At 65.1% G+C, this 26,300-nt stretch carries 21 protein-coding genes, 8 pseudogenes and 1 riboswitch; of the genes and pseudogenes, 20 read left to right on the top strand and 9 right to left on the bottom strand.

All coding sequences use genetic code 11. From position 1 onward, the window contains the following. Nucleotides 1-275 precede the first annotated feature (275 nt). A complete protein-coding gene (locus tag ACXAD2_RS01950) occupies nt 276-674 on the top strand; it encodes a hypothetical protein (protein ID WP_475166191.1) in 399 nt (132 codons plus the stop codon). Between the two features lie 245 nt (nt 675-919). Next, nucleotides 920-1,384 carry a nucleoside deaminase gene (locus tag ACXAD2_RS01955; RefSeq protein ID WP_475166195.1) on the top strand — a complete coding sequence of 155 codons (465 nt, stop codon included), beginning with the start codon at nt 920-922 and terminating at the stop codon, nt 1,382-1,384. A gap of 16 nt (nt 1,385-1,400) precedes the next feature. Here the strand turns inward: ACXAD2_RS01955 and ACXAD2_RS01960 are convergent. From ACXAD2_RS01960 to ACXAD2_RS01975, 4 genes and pseudogenes are all read right to left on the bottom strand, one after another. Further along, a pseudogene (locus ACXAD2_RS01960) lies at nt 1,401-2,081 on the bottom strand (ISNCY family transposase); the annotation flags it as partial. 108 nt (nt 2,082-2,189) lie between these two features. Next, the gene (locus ACXAD2_RS01965) at nt 2,190-3,182 is read right to left on the bottom strand and encodes an IS30 family transposase (RefSeq protein WP_475166475.1); all 993 of its coding nucleotides are present in this window, start codon (nt 3,180-3,182) and stop codon (nt 2,190-2,192) included. A gap of 197 nt (nt 3,183-3,379) precedes the next feature. Next, nucleotides 3,380-3,652, bottom strand: a complete 273-nt coding sequence (locus ACXAD2_RS01970; RefSeq protein WP_206895879.1) for a hypothetical protein — start codon at nt 3,650-3,652, stop codon at nt 3,380-3,382. A 61-nt stretch (nt 3,653-3,713) separates the two neighbouring features. Continuing rightward, nucleotides 3,714-5,066 (bottom strand): ISNCY family transposase, encoded by a 1,353-nt coding sequence (locus ACXAD2_RS01975; RefSeq protein WP_475166197.1) that lies wholly within the window; start codon nt 5,064-5,066, stop codon nt 3,714-3,716. Nucleotides 5,067-5,318: 252 nt separating this feature from the next. Then, a riboswitch (TPP riboswitch) is annotated at nt 5,319-5,422 on the top strand. A 44-nt stretch (nt 5,423-5,466) separates the two neighbouring features. On the opposite strand from ACXAD2_RS01975, the gene thiD reads away from it, so the two are divergent. The 11 genes and pseudogenes from thiD to ACXAD2_RS02030 all read left to right on the top strand — a co-directional run bounded on the left by thiD (nt 5,467) and on the right by ACXAD2_RS02030 (nt 13,916). Next, on the top strand, nt 5,467-6,267 hold the full coding sequence (thiD, locus tag ACXAD2_RS01980; RefSeq protein ID WP_475166199.1) for a bifunctional hydroxymethylpyrimidine kinase/phosphomethylpyrimidine kinase: 801 nt from the start codon (nt 5,467-5,469) through the stop codon (nt 6,265-6,267). After that, a complete protein-coding gene (locus ACXAD2_RS01985) occupies nt 6,267-7,211 on the top strand; it encodes an FAD-dependent oxidoreductase (RefSeq protein ID WP_475166478.1) in 945 nt (314 codons plus the stop codon). The genes thiD and ACXAD2_RS01985 overlap by 1 nt, the downstream gene beginning before the upstream one ends. 13 nt (nt 7,212-7,224) lie before the next feature. Beyond that, a complete protein-coding gene (gene thiS / locus ACXAD2_RS01990; RefSeq protein WP_475166201.1) occupies nt 7,225-7,419 on the top strand; it encodes a sulfur carrier protein ThiS in 195 nt (64 codons plus the stop codon). Nucleotides 7,420-7,421: 2 nt separating this feature from the next. Continuing rightward, entirely contained in the window at nt 7,422-8,192 is a 771-nt protein-coding gene (locus ACXAD2_RS01995) for a thiazole synthase (protein WP_475166203.1), read from the top strand. Continuing rightward, on the top strand, nt 8,189-8,785 hold the full coding sequence (locus ACXAD2_RS02000) for a thiamine phosphate synthase (RefSeq protein WP_475166204.1): 597 nt from the start codon (nt 8,189-8,191) through the stop codon (nt 8,783-8,785). Before ACXAD2_RS01995 ends, ACXAD2_RS02000 begins: the two co-directional genes overlap by 4 nt. Continuing rightward, entirely contained in the window at nt 8,782-9,738 is a 957-nt protein-coding gene (locus ACXAD2_RS02005; protein WP_475166207.1) for a HesA/MoeB/ThiF family protein, read from the top strand. Before ACXAD2_RS02000 ends, ACXAD2_RS02005 begins: the two co-directional genes overlap by 4 nt. Nucleotides 9,739-9,758: 20 nt before the next feature. Next, nucleotides 9,759-10,694, top strand: coding sequence for an ABC transporter substrate-binding protein (locus ACXAD2_RS02010; protein WP_475166211.1), 936 nt, complete (start codon nt 9,759-9,761; stop codon nt 10,692-10,694). Beyond that, nucleotides 10,691-11,359: pseudogene (gene tenA, locus ACXAD2_RS02015) on the top strand (thiaminase II); the annotation flags it as partial. The gene ACXAD2_RS02010 and the pseudogene tenA, both read left to right, overlap by 4 nt. Nucleotides 11,360-11,365: 6 nt before the next feature. Further along, the gene (locus ACXAD2_RS02020) at nt 11,366-12,091 is read left to right on the top strand and encodes an ABC transporter ATP-binding protein (RefSeq protein ID WP_475166480.1); all 726 of its coding nucleotides are present in this window, start codon (nt 11,366-11,368) and stop codon (nt 12,089-12,091) included. After that, nucleotides 12,091-12,828: an ABC transporter permease gene (locus ACXAD2_RS02025; protein WP_475166214.1), complete on the top strand. Its 738-nt coding sequence runs from the start codon at nt 12,091-12,093 to the stop codon at nt 12,826-12,828. Before ACXAD2_RS02020 ends, ACXAD2_RS02025 begins: the two co-directional genes overlap by 1 nt. A 120-nt stretch (nt 12,829-12,948) precedes the next feature. Next, nucleotides 12,949-13,916: pseudogene (locus ACXAD2_RS02030) on the top strand (transposase). Nucleotides 13,917-13,981: 65 nt separating this feature from the next. Here the strand turns inward: ACXAD2_RS02030 and ACXAD2_RS02035 are convergent. After that, nucleotides 13,982-14,776 carry a shikimate dehydrogenase family protein gene (locus ACXAD2_RS02035; RefSeq protein WP_475166215.1) on the bottom strand — a complete coding sequence of 265 codons (795 nt, stop codon included), beginning with the start codon at nt 14,774-14,776 and terminating at the stop codon, nt 13,982-13,984. A gap of 107 nt (nt 14,777-14,883) precedes the next feature. Here ACXAD2_RS02035 and ACXAD2_RS02040 point away from each other — a divergent pair, with 107 nt between their 5' ends. From ACXAD2_RS02040 to ACXAD2_RS02065, 6 genes and pseudogenes are all read left to right on the top strand, one after another. Further along, nucleotides 14,884-15,573, top strand: a complete 690-nt coding sequence (locus ACXAD2_RS02040) for a GntR family transcriptional regulator (RefSeq protein ID WP_475166218.1) — start codon at nt 14,884-14,886, stop codon at nt 15,571-15,573. A 51-nt stretch (nt 15,574-15,624) separates the two neighbouring features. Then, nucleotides 15,625-16,641 (top strand): ABC transporter substrate-binding protein, encoded by a 1,017-nt coding sequence (locus tag ACXAD2_RS02045; RefSeq protein ID WP_475166219.1) that lies wholly within the window; start codon nt 15,625-15,627, stop codon nt 16,639-16,641. Between the two features lie 59 nt (nt 16,642-16,700). Next, a complete protein-coding gene (locus tag ACXAD2_RS02050) occupies nt 16,701-17,468 on the top strand; it encodes an ABC transporter ATP-binding protein (protein ID WP_475166222.1) in 768 nt (255 codons plus the stop codon). Then, nucleotides 17,461-18,273, top strand: a complete 813-nt coding sequence (locus ACXAD2_RS02055; protein ID WP_475166227.1) for an ABC transporter permease — start codon at nt 17,461-17,463, stop codon at nt 18,271-18,273. Before ACXAD2_RS02050 ends, ACXAD2_RS02055 begins: the two co-directional genes overlap by 8 nt. Next, a complete protein-coding gene (locus ACXAD2_RS02060) occupies nt 18,270-19,526 on the top strand; it encodes an FAD-dependent oxidoreductase (protein WP_475166228.1) in 1,257 nt (418 codons plus the stop codon). Before ACXAD2_RS02055 ends, ACXAD2_RS02060 begins: the two co-directional genes overlap by 4 nt. A 372-nt stretch (nt 19,527-19,898) precedes the next feature. After that, a pseudogene (locus ACXAD2_RS02065) lies at nt 19,899-20,930 on the top strand (IS256 family transposase); the annotation flags it as partial. A 127-nt stretch (nt 20,931-21,057) separates the two neighbouring features. Here the strand turns inward: ACXAD2_RS02065 and ACXAD2_RS02070 are convergent. Continuing rightward, nucleotides 21,058-22,248, bottom strand: a pseudogene (locus ACXAD2_RS02070) (IS110 family RNA-guided transposase); the annotation flags it as partial. 265 nt (nt 22,249-22,513) lie between these two features. Here ACXAD2_RS02070 and ACXAD2_RS02075 point away from each other — a divergent pair. Beyond that, nucleotides 22,514-22,717: pseudogene (locus ACXAD2_RS02075) on the top strand (transposase); the annotation flags it as partial. 32 nt (nt 22,718-22,749) lie between these two features. On the opposite strand, the pseudogene ACXAD2_RS02080 reads toward ACXAD2_RS02075, so the two are convergent. From ACXAD2_RS02080 to ACXAD2_RS02090, 3 genes and pseudogenes are all read right to left on the bottom strand, one after another. Then, nucleotides 22,750-23,246, bottom strand: a pseudogene (locus ACXAD2_RS02080) (ATP-binding protein); the annotation flags it as partial. Continuing rightward, nucleotides 23,243-24,730: pseudogene (gene istA, locus ACXAD2_RS02085) on the bottom strand (IS21 family transposase). The pseudogenes istA and ACXAD2_RS02080, both read right to left, overlap by 4 nt. 291 nt (nt 24,731-25,021) lie before the next feature. Continuing rightward, the gene (locus tag ACXAD2_RS02090; RefSeq protein WP_475166232.1) at nt 25,022-26,266 is read right to left on the bottom strand and encodes a class II aldolase/adducin family protein; all 1,245 of its coding nucleotides are present in this window, start codon (nt 26,264-26,266) and stop codon (nt 25,022-25,024) included. Between the last annotated feature and the right edge of the window lie 34 nt (nt 26,267-26,300).

Here is a 26,300-nt window from a genome sequence, read left to right on the forward strand (position 1 = left end):
AGAGGATATAATAAATGTGGGCATGGCTTGAGGCGAATGTAACGACATTGCAGGTTCTCGTAAGTATCGTATCCACTGGGGTTTGGATCGCGTACCTAAACTTATTTCTTACGAGTTACCGCAGGCAGACACGGTCAAGTATTCTGATTAGTCGGGCAGGGGCGCAGACGTACGAAGGTCGTTGCCTAATCTCAAACATGGGGTCTGAGCCCGCTTTTCTCACAGATGTGCTGGCCGAATTCAAGGACGAAGATGGCTGCAGAACGATCAGTGTGGTGGATAGACTTGAGCTATGGGAGCAAGAAAAGTCTCCCATAAATAATATTTCAGCTGAAGGTCCTATTGCTAGCGGCGAATACGTAGATATAGGTAGTTTCGCTGAAATATTTAAGAGGGCAGAAAAAAAGCTTGGAGGATGCTCGTCGATAGATGGCTCGGAGCAAGTCAATTTAATCGCGATCGCCGCGACAAATCAAGCTCGTGATCTCATTGCTGCGAGTAGAACATTCAAACTTGTCGGTCCGGAGGAAAACGGTATGATGAAGGTTCAACCGACTGAAGTTGAAGCTAAGCAGATCAGGTCGAGAAGGAAGCGGAAAAGCTTAAAGCGAATATTGGGAGAACTACAGACTAGGGATAGTGTGGAGCGGGCGGTTTCTGGAGACTTGGGGTAGATGCCTTTGCGCGCGCCCGGTGTGGAGTGAATAAAAAAATGCTTGAATATTTGCCCCGGGGACATACCTGCTGCAACAGGTGCGCTGATGGCAGACCGCTGGAGAGATGCTGTTTGGCGGATTTTTTAGAGCTTAAAGGCTGTGAGCACTTGGCATTCCGGAATGGATGTCCGAACTGAAATGCGCAAGATACTTATCTTCGTGCGAGATGAGCCGCGTTAAATTAACTATTGGTGATGCGTAAGATGCAAGAAGTAACGAACAGCGAACTGATGGCAATGCGTATCGCGATAGACGATGCAATTAAGGCGAGCAGAGAACAAGGCAAATCTGGTATAGGAGCGGTCGTTTTGCGTGGTGGGGAAATAGTCTCCCGCGGAGTAAATTGTGTCCATTTACAAGATGACCCCACCGAGCACGCGGAAATCGTAGCGCTCGGCCGTGCTGCAAGGACTTTAGGACGGCCGGATTTGGCCGGATGCACTTTAGTTAGCACTCTGCAACCTTGTGAAATGTGTCTTGCAGCCGCGCGTTTCGCGGGCATTGAGCGCATCATATTTGGTGCACAGAAGAAAAATGTAGCGGGCAAGTATTTCGCCTTTAACCATTTAGGTATAGAGGACTTCTTGGGCGATCCTCCATCTTTTTGCTTCGTGGCTGGCGTCCTGGAGCAGGACGTACTGGGGCTCTACGAGGACGGGCAGGAGTGAGGGCGCACGGTTTTTACTGGGTCCTGCAATGGCCCGACTTCGCCCCTTGCTTGGCGACACGGAACACCGAGTGCTCGTCGGAATAGAAGGCCACGGGCCGGCCGTGCGCCGCGAGATACCGCTCGAGCGTGCCGAAATAGCTGAAGGTGCTCTCAGAGGCTACAAACTCCAGGTGCATCAGCGTGCTGGTGGCGTCGTCGACAAAGGCCAGCAACGTGCAGGCCGGACCACGTTCCTCGAACCAGGCGTGATCAGAGCCGTCTATCTGCACGAGTTCGCCATAGCAGTCCCGGCGCCGGCGCGGCTAGTGAAACGTTCTGCGCTGCTTGCGCGACAACCAGATGCCGTCTTCCTGCATGCATTTGCGCAAGGTCTCCCGCGACACCTTCAGGCCATGGTGTTCCGCCAGCTTCTCGGCTGCGAACCTGGGCCCAAAGTCGGCGTAGCGCTCACGGATCAGCGTCAGCGCAAACTCACGCACCGCGGGATCGATCCGGTTGTTGGACGGACGTCCGCGGGCCTTGTGCCGGAGCGCCGCCAGACCATCGGCCTGGAACGTCTTCAGAAGCCGGTGAACCTGCCTTCGACTCAAGCCCAGGACCGAGGCCGCCGCCACCGTAGACATCCGGCCTTGCACCACATCACTCAGGACTTCGATCCGGTTCAGCTCGCGCTCGCTCATGACCACCAATCCCACGGCCGCACTCCAATCCTGCCCAATCAGGGGAGTGTGACACTTCAGCTTTGCTCATGTAAGACATTCTAACTTGGCGTGAGAGCTCAAGGATCGTTGCGACAGGATCCGCTATCTCAGTTTCGCCATTTCCTCTCTGAAGGCTTCTGCCGGGGTTCTCCAGCCGAGGCATTTCCGCGGTGTCGCATTCAATCTCTCACTGATCTGCTTCATCTGGGGTCTCGAAAGCGAAGCGATTGGGGTGTCGCGGGGTAGCACCCGGCGGGCGCGTCCGTTTAGGTTCTCCACCGAGCCTTTTTGCCAAGGCGCCTGCGGATCGCAAAACCAAGCGGTTGTCCCGATGCCGGCCTCGAGCTTTCTCCAGTCGCGAAACTCGAAGCCGCGGTCGAAGGTGATCGACTTGCGCGCAGCCTGGGGCAGCGGGGTCATCACGTTCATCAAGCTGTTCATGAAATGCTTGGAACTGCGATCGTTGTTGCGGAACAAGACCGCGGAGCGGGTCTTTCTCTCGACCAGCGTTGCGACGTTCATCGAGCCTTGTGCGCGCTCGAAGATCATCAGATCACGTTCCCATTCACCAAATGTTTCCCGTGCGTTAACGTATTCTGGTCGCTGATGGATCGAGCGTTCGGGAGGAAAGACCTGGTTGCGGGATCGCCGTGCATACCGGGGCCTGCGTTTCTGGCGCCGCCTCGGCAAATGTCGCGCCAACTCTTCGTCACGACCCTCGGGGCCGTAGACCCAGGCATAGATGGTTTCATGGCTGATGCGGGTCTCGTGACCCTCAAAGGCAAGACGCCCCGCAACTTGCTCCGGAGACCAACCTTCCTTCAACCGGTCGATCACGGCCTCACGCAAGGCAGGAAGCCTGATGAGCTTGCGTCGCCTTGCGCGACGCGCGGTCGCTGATTTTTGCGCCACGACACCATAGTAGCCGTTCAGCTCCGGCAGCTCGTCAGCGACAAAACCATTGCGCTTGATCTCTCGGTAGACGCTGGACCTGTGACGGCCGAGTTCACCGGCAATCCTACTGACTGGCAGCTTTGCGTTCAGCATGTCTTCGATACTGCGCCGTTCACGAAGGTCTAACTCTGTGTGCGCCATCATCCGTTCTCCTTACTTTCCAGAAAGATAGGGGAATTGTCGCAACGGAGTTTAGAATGTGCCGCGCTTACAGTTATTGTTGCAACCAAGTTGAAATGTCTTCGGCTGCGCAAAGCAGAAATGTCTCACCGAGGGTGGAGAAGCATGGCCGGGCAGGGCGAAGACCCCACATATCGCAGCCCTGATCGGCCATGCGTTCAGAGCCGGAGCTTGCGGCGCTCCTTTGCGCTGTAGAAGGCACGGAAACCTTGCTCATCGAGGAGCTTCTCGAAGGCCCGCCAGGCAAGGCCGTCGGCAAAATATGGAGGGTTGTCCAAGATCGTCAGCGTCCCGAAGGCGTTCTCCACTGACAGGATCCAAGAAGGATCATCTGAGGTTCGGTAAATCTCCACGGTGAAGCGGTGGCCGTCGATCACCACGTCCTGCGTCAGGTTCGAGAAGATGATCTCCGGCTCTGTATTGCCTGCCATGTGCCTGCCTCGCTCATTCGCTCGCGGCGGAGGTTAGCATCGCGGCGACGCGGCGACAGCGTCATTCCGGGGGTGCTGCGGCCCGCGCCTTTGCCTGGCGCGCTGCCAGCGAGTTCCAGCCGTCGTTGCGGCGACCTGTCGGCTCGTAGCGGGTCCGCTGCTTACCGGCCCGCCGCTTCTTCGGAGGCGCCTTGTCCTGCTCGGCCTTGATGTATTCCAGCACCGCGCTCAGATGCTTGTTCTCGGTGATCGCGGCATGGCTGACACGCTGGTCTTTGTCGAACACGGAGTAGGGCAGCGACACGCCTTTCCAGCGGACCTCGAACCGGCCATCGGGGAACTCGTAGGTGTCGACATACTTGCCAGGCAGTGCGCGCGTGATGTCGTTCTCCGCAAGGATGATGCGCTGCCGCTCATAGGAAAAGGCCAGTTGCCTGGTGACATAGCGCTCATCGCGGAAGCACAGGATCTCTCGCAGACGTTCCGGTTCCATGTTCAGGGACCGGTGCAGGTTGTCGGCCCGTAGCGGCACCTTGGCGAACTTCGCATTATGGCGCGCCAAGAACCTTGGCAGGATCGCGTTGCCGGCTGCCATGTCGCAGACGCCCGCCAGCCGTAGTTCCTTCACCAGCCGATCCTGTAGGGTACGGTTCGCGCGCTCGACGCGGCCCTTTGCCTGGCTGCTGTTTGCACAGAGGATCTCGATGTTCAGATCGTTCAGCGCCCGACCGAACTGGGTCATGCCATGGCCCGACTTCGCTCCTTGCTTGGCGACACGGAACACCGAGTGCTTGTCGGAATAGAAGGCCACGGGCCGGCCGTGCGCCGCGAGATACCGCTCGAGCGCGCCGAAATAGCTGAAGGTGCTCTCAGAGGCTACAAACTCCAGGTGCATCAGCGTGCTGGTGGCGTCGTCGACAAAGGCCAGCAACGTGCAGGCCGGACCGCGTTCCTCGAACCAGGCGTGATCAGAGCCGTCTATCTGCACGAGCTCGCCATAGCAGTCTCGGCGCCGGCGCGGCTGGTGAAACGTTCTGCGCTGATTGCGCGACAGCCAGATGCCGGCATCCTGCATCCATTTGCGCAAGGTCTCCCGCGACACCTTCAGGCCATGGTCTTCCGCCAACTTCTCGGCTGCGAACGTGGGCCCAAAGTCGGCGTAGCGCTCACGGATCAGCGTCAGCGCAAACTCACGCACCGCGGGATCGATCCGGTTGTTGGACGGACGTCCGCGGGCCTTGTGCCGGATCGCCGCCGGACCATCGGCCTGGAACGTCTTCAGAAGCCGGTGAACCTGCCTTCGACTCAAGCCCAGGACCGAGGCCGCCGCCACCGCAGACATCCGGCCTTGCACCACATCACTCAGGACTTCGATCCGGTTCAGCTCGCGCTCGCTCATGACCACCAATCCCACGGCCGCACTCCAATCCTGCCCAATCAGGGGAGTGTGACACTTCAGCTTTGCTCATGTGAGACATTCTAACTTGGCGCTTACAGTTATGCTGCGTATAAGGATAATTATGTACAAATGCAGGTGACCCAGGCGCGGCGCGTGCCGGGCCGGGATCGATCGGGCACGGCGCTTTGTTCATTCCTTCACAACATGCTGGACGATTGCGAAGACTGCCAATAGATTTGACTAATTTTGGCGGAGTTGTTATTCGCGACCTTACCGTTGGGGTGCCTTTGAAAGGCTGAGAGGCGTGATCGCGCTAACCCATCGAACCTGATCCGGGCAATTCCGGCGTAGGGAACGGTCTATAGCGAACAGACGTTTTCCATGCGCGGTGCCCTTGTGTCTGAAGGAGCAGCCGTTGGCGCATATCGCATTGAGCATCGCCGGATCCGACAGTGGCGGAGGGGCGGGCATTCAGGCCGACCTCAAGACCATGTCCGCACTCGGCGTCTACGGCGCCAGCGTCCTGACCGCGGTCACCGCCCAGAGCACCCGCGCCGTCACCGCGGTGCATACCATCCCCGAAGCGATCATCACGGCGCAGATCGACGCGGTGCTGAACGATCTCGACGTGCGCGCGATCAAGATCGGCATGCTGGCGTCGCCGGGGATCATCGACTGCGTGAGCCGCGCCATCGCCGGCTTCGGCGGCGCGGTGGTGCTTGATCCGGTGATGATCGCCAAGTCCGGTGACGCGCTGCTGGCGCCCGACGCGGTGGGTGCGCTGCGCCGGGCGCTGATGCTGCGTGCCAGCGTGCTCACCCCCAACCTGCCCGAGGCGGCGGCGCTGCTGCAGGGCCCGGTGGCGTCCTCGGTGCCCGAGATGGCCCAACAGGGCAAGGCGCTCTGCGCCATGGGCGCGCAGGCGGTGCTGATGAAGGGCGGCCATGCCAGCGGCGAGATCTGCGAGGATCTGCTGATCGCCGGCGGCGAGGTGCTCGCCCGCTTCGCCGCGCCACGCCAGCACACCCGCAACACCCATGGCACCGGCTGCACGCTGTCGTCGGCCATCGCCGCCGGGCTGGCGCGCGGGCTGCCACTGGCCGAGGCCACCGCCGAGGCGCATGGCTACGTGCAGCAGGCGATCGCTGCGGCGGACGGGCTGAACGTCGGGCACGGCCACGGGCCCCTGCACCATTTCCACCGGGTCTGGCAGTGATGGTGATGTACTCGGTCATCGGTTCGGGCGTGGCCGGACTTGCCGTCGCCAGCGAGCTTTCGGCGCGCGGCGCCGAGGTGCAGGTCTTCGATTCCGCCGGCCCGCCCGGCCCGCATGGCTGCTCGTGGTGGGCGGGCGGCATGCTGGCGCCTTGGTGCGAATATGAAAACGCCGAAGAGCCGGTGCTGCGCCTCGGCCAGCAGGCGCTCGACTGGTGGCAGGCGCGCACCACGGTCACCTGCCGCGGCACGCTGGTCGTCGTCGGGCGGCGCGACCTGCCCGACCTGCGCCGCTTTGCCCGCCGCACTACGGGCTTCCGCGAGGTCGGCCCCGAGCTGGCCGAGCTCGAACCCGACCTGCCCGGCTTCGCGCAGGGCCTGTTCTTCGAGGACGAGGCGCATCCCAGCCCGCGGCAGGCGCTGAGCGACCTGCACGAGGGGCTGCGGGCGCGCGGCGTCCGCTTCCACCGCGAGGCAGCACCGGCGGATCTGCCCAATGCCATCGACTGCCGCGGCCTCGCCGCGCGCGATGCCCTGCCCGACCTGCGCGGGGTCAAGGGCGAGATGCTGGTGATCCGTTGCCCCGACGTGACGCGGTCGCGCCCGGTGCGGCTGCTGCACCCGCGCATCCCGCTCTATGTCGTGCCGCGCGGAGATGGCGTCTACATGCTCGGCGCGACGATGATCGAAAGCGAGGACCGGCGCCGGATCACCGCGCGCTCGATGCTGGAACTGCTCAGCGCCGCCTATGCGCTGAACCCCGCCTTCGGCGAGGCCGAGGTGCTGGAGATCGGCGTCGACCTGCGCCCGGCCTTCCCCGACAACCTGCCGCGCATCCGGCGGATCGGCGGCCGGATCTACGCCAACGGCCTCTATCGCCACGGCTACCTGCTGGCCCCGGCGCTGGCGCGCGGCGTGGCCGACCTTGCCCTCAGCAACACCTGAACGGAGATGGTCGATGAAGATCGTGATTAACGGCGCGCCGCAGGAGGTGACCGCCACGACGCTCGCCGCGCTGCTCGAAGAGCGCGGCCTTGCCGGGCGCGTCGCCACGGCGGTGAACGAGGAATTCGTGCCCGCCGCGCTGCGCGCCACGCACAGGCTGCGCGACGGCGACCGGGTAGAGGTCCTCGCCCCCGTGCAGGGAGGATGAGCATGAAACGCTTCTATGGCACCGAGCTGCCCAACCCGCTGATGTTGGGCACCGCGCAATACCCCAGCCCCGCCATCCTCGAACAGGCCTTCCGCGCCAGCGGCGCCGGGGTGGCGACGGTCTCGCTGCGCCGCGAGGGTGCCGAGGGGGCGGGCACCGCCTTCTGGAACATGATCGAGGATCTGGGCGTGCTCGTGCTGCCCAACACCGCCGGCTGCCACGCGGTCAAGGAGGCGGTCACCACCGCCCATATGGCGCGCGAGGTCTTTGGCACGCGCTGGATCAAGCTCGAGCTGATCGGTCACACCGACAGCCTTCAGCCCGATGTCTTCCAGCTGGTCGAGGCGGCGCGGATCCTCGCCGGCGACGGCTTTCAGGTGTTTCCCTACACCACCGAGGATCTGATCGTCGCCGAGCGCCTGCTTGCCGCCGGCTGCGAGGTGCTGATGCCCTGGGGTGCGCCGATCGGCTCGGGGCGCGGGCTGAACAACCCCTATGCGCTGCGCGCGATGCGCGCCGAATTCCCCGAGGTGCCGCTGGTGGTCGATGCCGGCATCGGCCTTCCGAGCCACGCCGCACAGGCGATGGAGCTTGGCTATGACGCGGTGCTGCTGACCACCGCCGTCGCCCGCGCCGGTGATCCCGTCGCCATGGCAACCGCCATGATGCGCGCAATCGAGGCGGGCCGGCTGGCCCATAGGGCCGATCCGATCGAGGCGCGCGACATGGCCGAGGCCTCAACCCCCGTCATCGGAAAGGCGTTCCTGTCATGAGCCTCGACCGGTTCTACCCGATTTTCGACCATTCGGACTGGCTACGGCGGATGCTCCCGCTCGGCATACGGCTGGTGCAGTTGCGCATCAAGGACCAGCCCGGGGACGTCGTGCGGACCCAGATCGCCCTCTCCCGCGATCTGTGCCGGGCGCATGGCGCGGTGCTGGTGGTCAACGATTATTGGCAGGAGGCCATCGAGCTCGGCTGCGACTGGCTGCACCTCGGGCAGGAGGATCTCGACAGCGCCGATCTCGCAGCCATCCGCCGCGCCGGGATCAAACTCGGCGTCTCGACCCATGACGACGACGAGCTCGAGCGCGTGCTGGCGATGGAGCCGGATTACGTGGCGCTCGGCCCGGTCTACCCGACGATCCTGAAGAAGATGAAATGGCACCGGCAGGGGCTGCCACGCGTCACCGAATGGAAGGCGCGCGTCGGCACGACGCCGCTGGTGGCTATCGGTGGCATGTCGGTCGAGCGCGCCGACGGGGTGTTCGTGGCCGGGGCCGACATCGTCTCGGCGGTGACCGACATCACGCTGAACGCCGATCCCGAGGCCCGCGTCCGCCAGTGGCTCGAGGCGACGCGATGAGCCGCTACGCCCGCCAGACGATCCTGCCCGAGGTTGGCGAGAGCGGCCAGCGCCGGCTGGCCGGGGCGCGCGTGCTGGTGGTCGGCGCGGGCGGGCTCGGTGCGCCGGTGCTGCCGCTGCTGGCCGGGGCGGGCGTGGGCCGGATCACCATCGTCGATGGCGACGTGGTGAGCCTGTCGAACCTGCACCGCCAGACCCTGTTCACCGAGGCCGACTGCGAGCGGCCCAAGGCGCAGGTGGCCGCCGAGCGCTGCCGCGCGATCAACCCCGAGATTGCCATCGAGGCCCTGCCCCACCGCCTGCCCCCCGCCAACGCGCCGGAGCTGGTCGCCGATGCCGATCTCGTCCTCGACTGCGCCGACAGCTACGCGGTCAGCTACAAGCTGAGCGACCAGTGCCTTGCCGAAGGCGTGCCGCTGATCAGCGCCTCGGCGCTGGGACTGGCGGGCTATGTCGGCGGCTTTTGCGGCGGCGCGCCCTCGCTGCGCGCGCTGTTTCCCGACGCGCCCGACAGCGGCGCGAGTTGCGCAAGCGCGGGGGTGCTTGGCCCCGTGGTCGGCACGCTCGGCGCCATGCAGGCACAGATGGCGCTCAACGCCCTGCTGGGTCTGTCGCCGCCGCCGCTCGGGCTGATGGTGAACTACGACGGGCTGGGCCTGCGTTCCTCGAGTTTCCGCTTCGACGGCGCGCCGGAACCCGCGCGCGGCTTCCGCTTCGTCGCGGCATCGCAGCTGCGGGCCGTGGACCATATCGTCGACCTGCGCACCGAGGGCGCCCTGCTGCACCCGCAGGCGGTGCGCGCCGGGGCCGCCGACCTCGCCGCGCAACCGCCCGCCCCCGGCACCCGGCTTGCGCTCTGCTGCGCCACCGGCCTGCGCGCCTGGCGCGCGGCGGAACGGATTTCCGAAACCTGGCCCGGCGAGATCGTTCTCGTCGCGGCCTCCGCCTCATGAACCCCCGGAGGAGACCCCCAGTGAAACCCCTGTTGACCGCCCTCGCCCTTCTGACCGCCAGCCCCGCGCTGGCGGCAGACAAGATGACCCTGCTCCTCGACTGGTTCGTCAACCCCGACCACGGCCCGATCGTCATCGCCCAGGAGAAGGGTTATTTCGCCGAAGAGGATCTCGAGGTCGAGATCGTCGCCCCCGCCGACCCCTCGGCACCGCCGCGGCTTGTCGCCGCCGGGCAGGCCGATCTGGCGGTGTCGTACCAGCCGCAGCTGCACCTGCAAATCCACGAGGGGCTGCCGCTGAGGCGCGTCGGCACACTGGTCGCGACGCCGCTGAACTGCCTGCTGGTGCTGAAGGACGGCCCGGTGCAGGAGCTCGCCGATCTCAGGGGCCGCAAGGTCGGCTTCTCGGTCGCCGGGGTCGAAGAGGCGGTGCTGGGCGCGATGCTCGGCCGCCACGGCGTCACCCCCGAGGAGATCGAGATGATCAACGTCAACTTCTCGCTCTCGCCCGCGCTGATGTCGGGGCAGGTTGATGCGGTGATCGGCGCCTTCCGCAACTTCGAGCTGAACCAGATGGAGATCGAAGGCGTCGAGGGCCGCTGTTTCTACATCGAGGAAGAGGGCGTGCCGCCCTATGACGAGCTGATCTACGTCGCCAACCCCGAGCGCATGGACGCGGGCAAGATCGCCCGCTTCCTCGCCGCCACCGAGAAGGCGACGCAGTTCATCATCAACAACCCCGAAGAGAGCTGGGAGATTTTCTCCGCCACCTCTCCCGAGCTGCAGGACGAGCTGAACGCCCGAGCCTGGCAGGACACGCTGCCCCGCTTCGCGCTGCGCCCGGCGGCCTTTGACGCGGGGCGCTACGCCCGCTTCGAGACCTTCTTGCTCGACAGTGGCATGATCGACGCGCTGAACCACGTCGGCGACATCGCCATCGATGTGACCGCGCAATGAGCCTGGATTATGGTCGTGCCTTCGCCGGGATGCGCGCCCAGGCGGGCGACGCATGGCGGGCGTATACCCGCCACGCCTTCGTCGCGGGGCTCAGCGACGGCAGCCTGCCGCGTGAGGCCTTTCTTCATTACCTGCGGCAGGATTACGTCTTCCTCGTCCACTTCTCGCGGGCCTGGGCGCTTGCCGTGGTGAAATCGGAAACCCACGCGGAAATGCTCGCTGCCGTGGGCACGGTGAACGCGCTGGTGGCCGAGGAGATGCAATTGCACGTCGAGCTCTGCGCGCAGGCCGGCATCCCCGCCGAGCAGCTCTTCGCCACCGCCGAACGTCCGGAGAACCTCGCCTACACGCGCTTCGTACTGGAAGCGGGCTACAGCGGCGATCTGCTCGACCTTCTGGCCGCGCTCGCGCCCTGCGTAATGGGCTACGGCGAGATCGGCGCAAGGCTGCATGCCGAGGCCACCTCACAGCTCTACGCCGACTGGATCGGCACCTACGCGGGCGCGGATTACCAGCAAAGCTGCGTTGCCGTCGGCGCGTTGCTCGACAGCGCGCTCGTTTGCAGGTTGGGGCCGGAATTCGACGCATCGCCGCGATGGGAGCGGCTGTGCCGGACCTTCCGCACCGCCACCGAGCTCGAGGTCCAGTTCTGGCAAATGGGCCTGAACTCCGTGAGCCCAGCCCCGGGGATCACGCTTGCGGGACGGGCGAGCATCGACGGCGCCCACCTCTTCGCGCCGCTGACCCTGACGTTGTCCGCCGGGCGCTGGACCTGTCTGCTCGGCGGCTCGGGCGTCGGGAAGTCCACGATGCTGCGGCTGATCTGCGGCTTGCCAACCGGCGCGCGGTTCGAAGGAACGATCACCGCCACCGACGCCGCGCCGATCCCCGGCCGGGTGGCCTACATGGCGCAGGACGACCTGCTGCTGCCTTGGGCGAGTGTCTCGGACAACATCCGGCTTGGGGCGCGTCTCCGGGGCCATCCGGCGGATACCGAAGGCCTCTCGTATATCCTCGACCGGGTCGGGCTCTCCGGCCACGCTCACAAGAAACCCGGCACCCTCTCCGGTGGGCAGCGCCAGCGCGTCGCCCTGGCACGGACCCTGATGGAGGACAAGCCGATCATCCTGCTCGACGAGCCCTTCTCCGCCCTCGATGCGCAGACACGCGCCGCCATGCAGGATCTGGCAGTCGATCTGCTTGAGGACAAGACGGTTCTGGTCGTCACCCACGATCCCGCCGAGGCCGCGCGGCTCGGCCATGCGATCCTCGTGCTGACCCCTGCAGGCGTGACCACCTGCCCGCCCCCTGACGCGCAGGTGCCCCGCCCGGTCGATGATCTCGAGACCCTGCAATGCCAGGCGGCGCTGCTGCGGCACCTTCGGGACGCCGCGTGATGAAACATGGCGCCGCCCTTCTGGCAATCGGCTTTGCCCTGCTGCTCTGGCAGGGCATCGTCACCCTGACCGGCCTACCGAAATTCATCCTGCCCGGCCCTCTGCTTGTGGCCGAGACCTGGTGGATCAACCGCGCGCTCATCGCCGAGCACACGCTGGTCACCGCGATGGAAGTGCTGATCGGCCTCGGGATCGGTACCGCGCTCGGCATCGCGAGCGCCATCTACCTTGCCAGCTCGCGGATCGCGCGGCTGGTGATCCAACCCATCCTGGTCTTCACCCAGGCGCTGCCGGTCTTCGCCCTCGCGCCGATCCTGACGCTGTGGCTCGGCTTCGGCCTTGGCTCGAAGATCGCCATGGCCGTGCTGATCATCTACTTCCCGGTCACTGCGTCATTTTGCGACGGCCTCCTGCGGACGCCGCAGGGGCTGCTCGACCTCGCACAGACCATGCAGGCAGGCCGCTGGCGGACGCTTAGGCTGATCCGCATTCCCGCAGCGCTGCCCTCGCTGGCCTCCGGCATTCGCCTGGCCGCGGTCTACGCGCCGATCGGCGCGGTGATCGGCGAATGGGTCGGCGCCTCGCGCGGGCTCGGCTACCTGATGCTGCTGGCCAATGGCCGGGCCAAGACCGACCTGATGTTCGCCGCGATGCTGACGCTCGGGATCTTCGCGGTGCTGCTGCACCTTGCGGTGCACGTAGCGACCAGACGCCTGGCGCTCAGCGAGCGAAATTGACCCTTGGCCTCGAGGTCTGGACCAGAACGCGCCTCAATTGAGCCGGACACGAGGTGCGCGCTACCCTCAGGTGCGACTTCCATTAGAAAACAAATGGTTTTCTAATGGAGAGCGTCTACCATGGGAGCGGTTTACGCGCAACTGAGCGTCAAGGAACGCGTCCAGATCGAACGCTGGAAGCTGGCAAAGTTCCTTGTTCGGAAGATGGCGCGCGTGCTGCAGCGCTCGAAAGCCACCATTTACCGCGAGATCAAGCGGAACTGGTTCAGCGATGAGTGCCTGCCGGGCTACGATGGTTACTACGGCGCCGCTGCGCATCGGCAGGCCATCGATCGGCGCGCCGGCCAGCGGAAGCTGATCCGGCATCCGCAGCGTCGAAATCAGGTCGTTGAGCGCGTCAAGAACGGCTGGACCCCCGAGCGGATCGGCGACCGATTGATCCACGAAGGTGCGACGCTCCGGGTCTGCCAGGAGACGATCTACCGTATTTCCTCGAAGGAAGGCATAGCGCAGGAGCTCTGGTGGTACCTGCCCGAGCACCGCAGTGCTCGCCGTCCGCGCTGAGCCCGCAGGCGCCGTGCGCCAAAATTCGATTGTGATGTCAGCATCCTGTTCTGCCCGGACGACGTCGCACACGGTAGGGAATTCGGTCATTGATGGAGTGGATACCTCCTCCATGTTGGTGCGTTTCAACATCACCATCTTGGCACATCGCGATGCCGTTGCGGGGTGAGGTATCCACACCATCGGTCTCCATCAGTAATTTCAAAAAAGACCCCTTATCGGGTCACGCTTTGGATCATACCGAAGGAAAGACATTCCAATGCCATGACTGGCCACGGTCGAGACAGGGCGATTACCCCATGTTTTGCGTCCCCTCGCCCTGGCAGAAAGGCACAATCGAGAACACCAACCGCTGGCTTCCAAGGCAGCTTGACGTCGCTGCCATGACAGAGCTCGAGCTGAAGCAACTCTGCGACCAACTCAACAACACGCCTCTCAAGTGCCGCGGATGGAAGACCCCGGCCGAGGTCTTCCGAGAAAAGATGATGGAGGAAATCGGTCCACGCCCCTACCGTCGCAGGTAATGGGAGTCGCGCTTCAGATTGCGCACGCTGCCGCCGATGATCTCGGCTGCAAGTGGTGGTGCCGGTTACCCGACGGTTTCGAGACCGAGGAAATCCCGCATGCGGATCGCCTGACAGCTGGCCATCTCCCGGCCGGGAACGGTGGGGATGCCGGCCAGGCGGGCGCTCTTCAGCAATGTGGTCTCTTCCGGGTCCGTGAGCGCGTCGGCCACGCACCGCGCGCCCGCGATCAGCGCCGTGCCGAAGGGGGGCGGCGCGGCGCCCGGGCTCCCGGCGGGCGAGGCGTTCACGAGGATGTCCGCGCGGTCCGGCAAATCCGTGCGGATCCGCAAGGCGGCCTGCGCGGCGAGTTTTTCCGCGAGCGCGGCGGTGCGCGCAGCGTCGGTGTCGATCAGGGCGATCTCGCGCGCGCCGCGCTTGCCGGCCTCGATGGCGATCGCCCCTCCGGCGGCGCCGGCGCCGCAGATCACCAGCCGTGCGCCGGCCAGCGCCATGCCCGTGAACTCGATCGCATCCAGCATGCCGTGGCCGTCGAACATCTCGCCGACCATTTGGCCGCCCTCCGCCAGCCGGACGGTGTTGACGACGCCGAGCAGCCTCGCGGTGTCCGACAGCGCATCGCAGGCCGACGCCAGCGAAGCCTTGTGCGGTACGGTGCTCAGAAAGCCGGGCACGTTGCGCGCCCGGCGCACCCACTCCAGGAACGGTGCCAGCCCGGCGGCGGGCAGGTCGAGGGGCACGCAGACCGCGTCCTGCCCCCTTGCGCGAAACACTTCGTTCCAGAGCGCGGGGGTGGCCACCTGCGCCACCGGATCCCCCAGGATCGGGATCACCTGCGTCGCTGTCCGGGTCGTTTCCATGCGCGTCCTCCTCGGCATAGAGCGTGGCGCCCCCTTGACGCCGCATCTCGAACACTTTTAATAAAGTTACACATTTTTGAGATCAAGTAACGAAAGGGTCCGGCGCGATGTTCGGCCGCAAGCCTCATAAGACGACAGCGGAGACCGTGGTGTCGGTCGTGGCTGCCTCGCTGCGGAGGGACATTGCCTTTGGGGAACTGCCCCCGGATTCCAAGCTGAAGATCGAAGACCTGCGTGCCCGCTACGGGGGCTCGAACCATTCGGTGCGCGAGGCCCTGACGCTGCTGGCCTCCGAGGGGCTGGTGGAGGCCACCGCGCAGAGAGGGTTCCGCGTCGCCTCGGCCACCGAGGCCGACCTGCAGGACATCATCAAGCTGCGCGCGGAGCTGGAGCCGCTCGCCCTGAAATGGGCGATGCAGAGTGCCGACATTGCCTGGGAGGGAAAGCTCGTCGCGGCGTTGCACGCCGCCGACCGGGCGACGGACAGGCTGCTGGCGGATCCGGACGGCGCGGTCATGATGTGGGACGAAGCCGGACGGGCGCTGCACCAGGAACTGATCGCGGGCTGCGGCTCGCCGCGGATGATCCGGGTGCTCGGCCAGCTCTATGACCAGTCGCGGCGCTTCCGGCTGGCGGCGCTGCGCGAAGGGCGCTGCGACCCGCGCGCGCTGCGCAGGGTCCGCGCCGAGATGGTCGAGGCGATTCTCGGCAATGACTTCGATGCCGCCATTCACAAGCTCGTCCGCGACATCGCGCACGAGCTCGATACATCGCGCTCGCGGGAGGGCGATCGCTAGGAATACCTATGCCTCGGTGCGAGGCACATACCTGAAGGAGGAGACCCCCACATGAAAACCCTGACACGGCGCGCCACGCTGGCCGCCCTCGGCGGCGCCCTGGCCACCCCGTACCTCGTGCGTTCGGCGCGTGCCGGAACCGCCGTTAACCTCGGCGCGCTGCGCTTCGTGAGCCATGCGCCCAGCTTCATCGCCTTCGAGCGCGGCTACTTCCAGGAGGCCGGGCTTGACGTCAACTTCGACTTCTTCGAGGCCGCGCAGCCCATGGCGGTGGCGATCGCCTCGGGCGACACCGACTACGCGATGACGGCGATCTCGGGCGGGCTCATCTCGCTGGCCGACAAGGGCGTGGCAAAGGTGATCGGCGGCGCGCTGACCGAGGAGAAGGGCATCCCGGGGCAGAAGATCCTCGCCTCGAACGCGGCCTATGAGGCGGGCCTCACCAGCCCTGCCGAGCTCGACGGCAAGACCTTCGGCATGACCCAGGCCGGATCGTCCTTCCATTACATGGGCGCGCGCATCGCCGCCGCCGAGAACGCCGAGCTCAAGTTCAAGCCGCTGCAGAAGACCGGCGCGGTGATCGGCGCGATCAAGTCCGGGCAGATCGACGCCTGGTCCATCGTGCCGCATATCGCCAAGCCGCTGGCCGATGCCGGTGCCGTCAAGATCATCGGTGAGGTCGCGGACTACATTCCTGACTACCAGGTGACGACGGTCTTCACCTCGGCCAAGACCGCGGCGGACGAGGGCGAGCAGACCCGGGCCTTCCTTTCGGCGCTGTCGCGCGGGGCCGAGGACTTCAACGCCGCGCTGGTCGACAAGAGCGCCAGCGAGGAAGAGCAGGAAGCCATCGTCGCGCTGCTTGCGGCGCACATCTACCCGGACCGCGCGCTGGAAGACGCCCGCGCGCCGATTGTCAACGGCGCGATGCGGATCAACGCGGGCATGTCGCTCAACCGCGCGTCGATCATGGATCAGCTCGACTGGTTCAAGTCCGAGAACCTCGTGAAGGCCGACATCGCCTACGAGACGCTCGTGGACGAGAGCTACGTCGAAGCGCGCTCCTGACCTGACCGTGCCGGCCGTTCGACCCTGAACGGCCGGCCACCCCATCATCGGAAGATTCCATGGAACTCAAACTCGAAGGGGTCTCGCATCGCTATGGCGATGTCGAGGTCATCCGCAATATAGACCTCTCCATACCCAAGGGGCGCATCGTCTGCATCGTGGGCCCCTCGGGCTGCGGCAAATCCACCCTGCTGCGCTTTCTCGGCGGCCTCGAGCGTCCGACCTCCGGGACGGTGAGCCAGGTCGGCGAGCCGCCGGCCGACAGCATCAACCCGCTGACCTACGTGTTCCAGGATTTCGCGCTGCTGCCGTGGCGCACCGTGGAGGGGAACATTTCGCTGATCCTGGCGGATCACGGCGTGCCGAAGAAGCGGGCCGATGAGATCATCACCGACGTGCTGGCCCGCACCAAGCTGAGCGATTTCCGCAAGGCGCTGCCCAAGCAGCTGTCGGGCGGGATGAAGCAGCGGGTCGCCATCGCCCGGGCGCTGGCGGTCAACCCGGCGGTGCTGCTGATGGACGAGCCGCTTTCGGCGCTCGACAGCCAGACGCGCGAGCTGCTGATGGATGACCTCGTGGACCTCTGGACCCGGTCGCCCTTCACCGCCGTCTACGTCACCCACAACCTGGCCGAAGCGGTGCGCCTGGGTCATCGGATCGTCGTGCTCTCGCGCCGGCCCGGCGCCGTCAACGAGATTGTCGAGATCGACACCCCGCTTGCGGACCGCAGCGCCACCGACCCCGAGCTCGAACGCACCCAGCAGCATCTCTGGGCCCTCATGCGCGCAGAGGCCGAGGCCGCCGATATGGAATTGATCGATGACTGACATCGCAACCCAGACCCCAGACGTCCGCCCGGTCGAGTTCCGCGGCGGCGGTTTCCGCCCGTCTTCGCCGCGTTGGGTCGGCGTTCTGGTCTTCGTGCTCCTGATCGCCTTCCTCGAATGGGGCACGCGCGCCGGGTTCATCTCGTCGCTCACCGTGCCGCGCCCCTCGGACGTCTTCCTGACGCTCTGGGATCTCGCCGCCTCCGGCGCGCTTTGGACCAACCTTGCGCCCTCGCTGATGCGGCTGCTCGTCGGCGGCACCATCGGCGCCACCGTCGGGATCGCCGTCGGCGTGATGATCGGCCTCTTTTCCTTTGCCAGGGCCGGTCTCGTGCCGCTGGTGGCCGCGATCTTCCCGATCCCCAAGATCGCGCTGCTGCCGCTCTTCGTGATCTGGTTCGGCATCGACGAGGCCTCGAAATACGCGCTCATCGCCTTCGGGACCTTCACCCCCACGGTGGTCTCGACCTATGGCGCCGTCGACAACGTCGACCGCTCGCTGATCCGGATGGGACAGAGCTTCGGCCTGCGCTGGTCGACCGTGGTCTTCCGCATCGTGCTGCCCGGTGCCATGCCCGGCATCCTGTCGGGTCTGCGGGTCAGCCTCGCGATTGCGATCATCCTGCTCGTGGCCGCCGAAATGCTCGGCGCGGAGCATGGCATCGGTGCTTACATCCTGCAGGCGGGCTCGCTCTACGATCTCGAGCGCCTGTTTGCCGGGGTGACGATCCTGTCGTTGCTGGGCGTGCTTCTGTCGGCCGCCGTGGGCGCGGTCGAAAAGCATGTGTTGGGGTGGCGCACATGAGCCGCAAGATCGAAAGCGAATATGACGTCATCGTCGCCGGCGGCGGGGCCGCCGGGGTCGGCGCGGCGCTCGGAGCCGCCCGCGCCGGGGCCAAGGTCTGCCTTGTCGAGAAATACGGCTTCCTTGGGGGGGCGGCGACGACCTCGCAGGTGCTGGCCTACTGCGGCTTCTTCCAGCAGGGGCGCACCCCGATCAAGGCCGTCGGCGGCGCCGGGGACCTCGTGCTGGAGGCCATGCGCAGTTGCGGCATGACCGGCGAGGCCTACAACTCCGAGACCACCGGCAACTGGATCATCCTGCTGAACCCCGAGGGCACCAAGCTGGCCTTTGACCGGGTGCTGGCCGACCACGGCGTCGACGTGCTGCTGCATTCGCGTGTCGCCGCTGCGACCCGGACCGCCAACCGGATCGAATCCGTCACCGTCGCCGGGATGGAGGGCCGCCGCCGCATCGCCGCCGAGGGTTTTGTCGATGCGACGGGGGATGCCAACCTCTCGCTCGTCGCCGGCATCGCCATGCGCGAGGGCGATGACCAGGGCCGGCTGCAGGCGGTCTCGGCCCCCATCCGGATTTCCGGTCTCGACCCGGAAGTGCCCTTCGACCGCGAGGCCATCAAGGAGGCGGTCCGGCACTACAATGCAAGCGGGGCCTATCCGATCACCCGCGACGACGGCGGAATCTACACGCGCATTCCCGGCACCGGCGACATGTGGTGGATGATCATCGACCTTGCGCTGCGCGATCTCAGTTCCAGCAGCTTCACCTGGGCCGAGCAGCGCGCGCGGGAGATGGCGCATGACTACGTGGCGATGCTGCGCGCGCATGTGCCGGGCTTCGAGCGCTGCTTCCTCGCCCAGTCGGGTCCGCAGATCGGCATCCGCGAGAGCCGCCATCCCGCGACCCGCTACGAGATGACCGGACAGGACCTCGCCAGCGGGCGGCAACGCCCCGACAGCGTGGCGCGCGCCGCCTGGCCGGCGGAGCTGCACGGCGAGGCCGGCAAGCCGGTCTATCACTCGGTGGGCGGGCCGGGCTACGCCTCGGTGCCGCTCGACAGCCTGCGGGTGCGCGGGCTGGAGAACCTCTTCGTCGCCGGGCGGGTCATCGGGGCGGATCCCGTCGCCTACGGATCGGTGCGGGTGATGGGCACCGCCTTTGCCACGGGCGAGGCCGCGGGCATCGCCGCAGCCATCGGCGCGGAAGACGGCGAGACCGTCGGCGCCGAAGTCCGCCGCCTTGGCGGGCTGACCTAATCGACCGCGGGCCTCCGCGCGCGCCGATGCAGTCCGGGTGCTCCCGGGTGTACCGGCGGTAGCCGTAGGCAAAGTCACTCACCGTGCGCTGAATCCGAGAACCAGAGCCGGGTCGTTCCTTGAGGTTTCAGCGGCTTTGTCGGGTTGTTGTGGTCCGGCCCGACCTTTGGGCAACATTCGACAATCAGTTGGTCAGGCCTGCAATATAGCCCGCCCAAAGCGGGAGGGTATCGGATCTCGCATGGTGGTAGAAAGTCGCTAACAGACGGAGGCGTTTCGGGCGGAACTACTCGCTATCTGGTCATACGCGGAGAGTGTCAGATCTTCTGTGTATGAGTGATCCGGTCCATGCTTCTTCGAAAGGAAGCATGCATGACGATCTCCAAGGAACTACTGGATGAACTGCTGAAGGGCGTGGAGCGTCCTGAGGATCTGCTCGGCGAGGCCGGGCTGATGAAAGAGCTGAAGATCAAGCTCATGGAGCGGTTGCTGGGCGCCGAGCTGACCGCGCATCTGGGCTATGAAGAGGGCAAGGAGGTTCCCCCGGGGCAAGGCAACCGCCGGAACGGCACCTCGACCAAGGTGCTGAAAGGGCAGGACGGAGAGATGCCGGTGGCGGTGCCCCGCGACCGCGACAGCAGCTTCGAGCCCGAACTGGTGAAGAAGGGCCAGACCCGGATCGACGGGATGGATAACAAGATCATCGGGCTTTATGCCGCCGGGCTGACGGTGCGGGATATCCAAGCTCATCTGCTCGAGGTCTACGGCCTGAAGGTCTCGCCCGACCTGATCAGCCGCGTGACCGACGCCGTTCTGGACGAGGTCCGGGAATGGCAGAGCCGGGCGCTGGAACGGATGTATCCGATTGTGATCTTCGACGCGCTACGGGTGAAGATCCGCGATGCCGACAGCCGGACGGTGAAGAACAAGGCTGTGTATGTCGCCTTGGGCGTTACCCGCGATGGCCAGCGCGAGGTTCTTGGCCTCTGGATCGCCGAAAACAAAGGCGCCAAATTCTGGCTGGCGGTGATGAACGAGCTGAAGAACCGCGGCACCCAGGACATCCTGATCGCGGTCGTGGACGGCCTGAAGGGCTTCCCCGAGGCCATCACCGCCGCCTTCCCGGAGGCCATGGTCCAGACATGCATCGTGCATCTGGTGCGCCACAGCCTGAACTTCTGCTCCTGGAAGGACCGGAAGGTGGTGGCGGCCGACCTGCGCCGGATTTACAGCGCCCCGACCGCCGATATGGCCAAGGCCGAGCTCGATGCCTTCGAGGAGAAATGGGCCGGGAAATACGCCTCCATCGCCCCGGCCTGGCGCCGGGCATGGCAGGAGGTGATCCCGTTCCTCGACTATCCACCCGAGGTCCGCAGGCTGATCTATACGACGGATGAGATCGACAAGACTTTTCCGCCGGAATTCTCTTTTCTTTGACGGTGCGGTCGACCTCGGGGCGAAGCGTGGCGTGTCGGCTGGAAGCGTCACCGGGCAGCCTATTCAGTTCCTGCCGGTTTGAGGCGGCCGCACACCCTCTGCCCTTTCCGGGAGGATGCGTCCGCCACGCCGCAACGAAGTGCTCATAGCTCTTTTCCGCATGCTGGGCGATCTTGGCTTCCTGATGGCGCAACTCCTTTACGTTGTACGCATAGCTTGAGCCACGCCTGTTGCCTTTCTTCTGCGGCAACCCGGCCGCCAGTTCCATGGCGCGGCGTTTGTGGGCGACCAGGCTGGGCCGGGCCCAGCGGTAATCCTCGCCTTTCGTCAGCATGTGCCAGCAAAGGGTCGCAAGCTTGCGGGCCACAGCCACGGCAGCGATCTGATGTCCGCGCCGCGCCCTGATGCGGATAAAGAAAGCCCGCAGCGGTCCCGGTGCCTTCGCGGCGGCCCAGGCCGCCTCGACGAGCATTGCGCGGGCATGGCTGCGGCCATCCTTGCTGATCCGGCCATGGTGGGCAGGCCCTAGACCGGATTGGCGCACACGCGGGTTCAAACCAAAGTAGCTCACCAGTTTTTGCGGCGATTTGAACCGCTCGATGCTGCCGATCGCCGCCATCAGGCCCGCGGCAACCGCCAGATTAACCCCAGTGATTGTCAGGAGGCGCTGAATCTCTTCGTCCTTCAAGGCATCTTGCGCGATGTCGCGGTCGAGTTGGGCAAGATCGTCCCCGAGCCGGTCGAGTTCGCGGATATGGCGCGCAATCGCGGCGCGTTCATCCTCCGGAACCGGTTGGCGTGTCAGCCAGTCGCGGCCGCGCTTGTTGAAGAGATCTGCATGCGGGCATTTCGGGATCAGATGCGCGTGCAGGATGGCATGCACTTCATTCTTGATCCGGGTCCGGTGGCGCACGATTTGGTAGCGGCGAGCGACAAGCCTGCGCAACCGCTCCGTCGCCGCATCCGGTGTCTAAATTTCCGGCAGATAGCCCGCGGCGTACAGACTCGCCAGAGTCGCCGCATCCACTTTGTCGGTCTTCACGTGGGCATGAGCGATCGCCTTCACCTGAAGCGGGTTGGCGATCACCACTCGCGAGACGTGAGGTGAAAGCACCCGCGAAACCGCCATGCAATTCCCTGTCGCTTCGATCACGACCTCGTCTGTCTTGAAGAGCTGCCGCCCAAAACCCTCGAGCGCCGTTCGTGTCATATCGACCCGACCCTCGTGCCGGGTCAGGCCGTTCTCCCATATCACCACCTCTCCGAAGGTCCGGTGGATGTCGATGCCAATCACGCGTCGCATGCGCGCCTCCCTTGCCAATGGAAACAGGCGGGAGCGGCGGGCGACACGACAACTACGGATTCGCGCTCTCGGCGCAACCGGGCGAGTCGCAGAGGCGGCCAGCTACTAACACGAGCTCGCAGCTCATCGTGTGGATCGGCCTGCCCGCACCTTCGTGCTCCCGGTGCCTCTGTCCCGGATGCTCGCAGCATACACCCTGATCCGAAAATCGGGGCCGAACATCGGCACCGGGATCTTCATACCGGTTACGAATGCCGTAGAGGCGCTGAATTCGAAGATCCGCCGGGCCGTCCGCACACGGGGGCATTTCCCCAGCGACGAAGCGGCGGCGAAATTGATATATCTGGCCCTGAATGCTACTTCTCAGGAGTGGAAGCGCTCGGTGCGCGAGTGGCACGCAGTGAAAAGCCAGCTCGCCATCATGTTCGAGGACCGCTTCCCAATGGCGTAATCAACGCGCCGGGGCACAGAATTCCGGACAGTCTCCTCGTCGCGGGCTTCCATCAACTCATTGACCAGTGCCGCGGCCGTAGTGAAGCTGACCGACATTCCTTTCTGACAAGCGGCCAATTCCAGTCCCAGAGCAACATGGGTTTTGCCCGTGCCACTCGGTCCGAGCGCAATGACGTTTTCGCGCCGCTCGATTATTACCGACAGGCGATTGCGGAAGGCAATCTGCCGATAGGCCATTCGCAACGGGCAAGTCCCAGCACCTGCATCTTGTTGAGCTTCGGGATCGCCTTGAAGTCGAAGCTGTCCAGGCTCTTCTTGGCGGGGAACTTTGCAGCCTTGATCCGACGTTCGATCATCCGTCACTCGCGGTCGAACAGTTCCAGTTCGACAAGTCGGGCGAGGAACTGGACGTGGTCCAGGCCCTCGGCTGCACATTGGCGCGCCAGCTTCTCGTGCTCCCGCAAGAAGGTCGGGAGCTTCAGCGTCTTGAGGTGATGAGCAAGCAGGATCTGCGGAGCACCGGTCATGCCGCGTCTCCCGACAGAAGAGACATGTAGCTGGCCGCCGAGGTGGTCCCGACATTCGCGCGCGGCAGGTAGGGATAGACATCGAGGTCCAGCTTCGGCGGCCGTTTCTCAACATGGCAGAGAGCGAGGTGCTTCACGGCATCGAAGCCGACCGCGCCCAATTGCAGGGCCTTTTTCACGGCCGCGTGGAGGTCATCGATGTCGAAGGTTTCCAGCAGGCGCAAAACCTGCACATATTCCCGGCGTCCCGCCTTGATCATCCGCGCCTCCATCAGGCGGCGCAGGGTCTCGAACTCAACTGGCAGGCCCCAGCCCGCCAAGGGGGCGGCCTGATCAAGGGTATTGATCTTCTTCTCGAGCAGCAGAAGGTAATGGATCGAGTCGAAGATCATGTCATCGCGCGCATAGCACCGCGGGTGCCGGGCGATGACCTCGCCGCGACAGCCGATCACGACCTGATCAACATAGCCGCGCACCCAAACATCCCGATGCCCATAAGCAACCGGCACCGAGTAATCGTTGGTGCCGTACCGAACGAGAGATTGAGAGCTGACCCGGGCGCTGACCTGCTCGCAGGCGTCGAAAGGCGTTCCTGGCAGGGCTCTCAGCTCCGCCAGATCGCGTTGCAGCCGTGCGCCGATGGTCTCGGACTGGCCGCGCAGAACATCCGCCTGACGTTTGCGACACTGCTCCTCCAGATAGGCGTTGAACGAAGCCCAACTCACAAACCGCGGGACCGGGACCATGAAGTTGCGGCGGGAACCGCCGACCAATCCTTCCGCGTTGCCCTAGTCGTTCCCCTTGCCGGAGCGGCCATAGCGGTCTCGGAACAGGTAGTGGGACAGGAACCCGCTGAAGAGCGTGGCCCGCTGACGTGTGCCGTCCGCCAGGATCTTCGCAACAAGACAGCGATCGTTGTCGTAGAGGACCGATACCGGCACCCTGCCGAAGAAGGCGAAGGCGTGGACGTGGCCGTCTCCCCAGGCTTCCGCTGTCGCCGCGGGATAGGCGCGCACGAAGCAGGCATCACTGTGCGGCAAGTCCATAACGAAGAAGTGCGCCTTCTGCTCGACACCGCCGATGACAACCACAGCCTCGCCGAAGTCGGCCTGGGCATGTCCTGGCGGATGGGCCAGCGGCACGAACATCTCTCGGCCGCGCCGCTCGCGCTCCCGCATGTAGTCCTTGATGATCGTATAGCCGCCGGTGAAGCCATGCTCATCGCGAAGCCGCTCGAATACCCGCTTCGCCGTGTGCCGTTGCTTTCGATGGACCTCGCGATCCCCTTCCAGCCAGCCATCGATGATCTCGGTGAACCCATCCAGCTTCGGCCGCTTCACCGGCGCCGTCCGCCGGTATCCAGGCGGAACCGAGAACGCCAACATCTTCCGAACGCTGTCGCGGGAAACCCCAAACTGACGCGCAGCCTCGCGCTGGCTCATGCCTTCTGAACAAGCCAGGCGAACCTTCCGATACAAATCCACGGTGAAAGTCCTCCCGCCCTCCCTGTCGCCAGAAAGGGTAAAGGTGGACGACTTTTCCGCCACCCGCAGCGGGCTCATCCCGCCGCTACCGTGGTCGACTTTCTCACCGCCGTTCTATCTCGGTGGAACCGCCCGACGATACAATCACGCGGCTCGAGCGAATTTCGCCCGCTCGTCCACTCCGCGCCTCCGCGTCGTCTTCGGAGACTTCAAGAATTCAATAAGGCCAGCCGTTCACGCAAGACCATGGATTTCTCCGCGGGCCGAGGTCCGACCCGAGGAACACATCTCTTATTGCTTCTTGAGCTTGGCCTGCTCCAGCGACCAGTACTCCATGTCGAACAGATCGCGCTCGGAAATGGGGGTGAAGCGGCGGTAAGCCTCGGCGGCGTTCACCACGCGGCAGGTCTGCTCGAAGAGGTCGCCCGCGATACGGGCGGCCTTCATGTTCGCGCCAACTCCGAAGATGCCCGCGCCCGGCACGAGGATGACACGCGGCATGGCATCGAGCATGACCTTTTCCTCAGCCGCGTGGGGCGCATTGCGCTCGAAGTAGGCGCCGTATTCGGCGGCGAACTGGTCGAGTGCAGCGTCGATGCCCTCGCGCCCGGCGCCACCATCGAGCTGCATACCGAAGGGCTTCAGCCGGATCACGTGGTCGGGTGTCACCGTGCCGCGCCGCGCAAGCTCGGGCAAGTCAGCGCGCCCGAGGTAGACGCGGATCGACGGGGTCGAGCGGAAATCGAGCGCCGGGTCATCACCAAGCGCGCCGCGCGCCGCGAGCGCTTCGGCGAGGTCGCGCGCGAGGGCGTCGGACGCCGCGCGGTCGGTGTCTTCCGGGGCCGGAACGGTAATGCCGCGCGCCGCGAGATAGTCCTCGGCCATGGTCACGAAATCGATCATCAGCTCGTAGCTTTCGCGCGCGGTCTCGGCGAAGGTGAAGAGCCCGTGCTGCGACAGCCAGAGCCCCTCGACCGAGGGATCGCGCGCCAGCGCATCCTTGCAGGCGTGGCTCAGGTCGTAGCCCGGCATCACGTAGGGCACCCAGCCGACCCGCCCGCCGAAGATCTCCTGCACGACCGGCTCCATGTCGGCCTGGTCGGCCAGCACGAGGATCGCCGTCGCGTGGGTGTGATCGACGAAGGCATGCGGCATGTAGGCATGCAGCAGCGCTTCGACCGAGGGATTGGGCGCGGAGGGATCGAGAAGGTGGCTGCGCAGGAAGGCAACCATGTCCTCGTCCGACATGCGCGGCACGTCGCGCGTGGCGAGCAGCGGCGCAAGGTGCATGGCCGGCAGGCCCGGGGCCTCGATGTCGCCGAGATCCCAGCCCGAGCCCTTGACGTGGATCACCGTGCCGCCGTCCGCCGCGGCGATCTTGACCGAGGTGTTGCCGCCACCGTGCAGCACGAGATCCGGGTCCTGCCCGATCAGCCGCGAGGTATAGACCCGCAACCCCAGCGCGGCGGGCTCCCCCCGCGCCTCGGCCTCGGCCGCGAAGGCCTCTGCTTCCTTGTCGTTCCAGCGGCTCTGCATCTCGGTTCTCCCTTTCATGGACCGGGAGCGCCGC

It is taken from the genome of Salipiger sp. ABN3_019 (assembly GCF_056158605.1).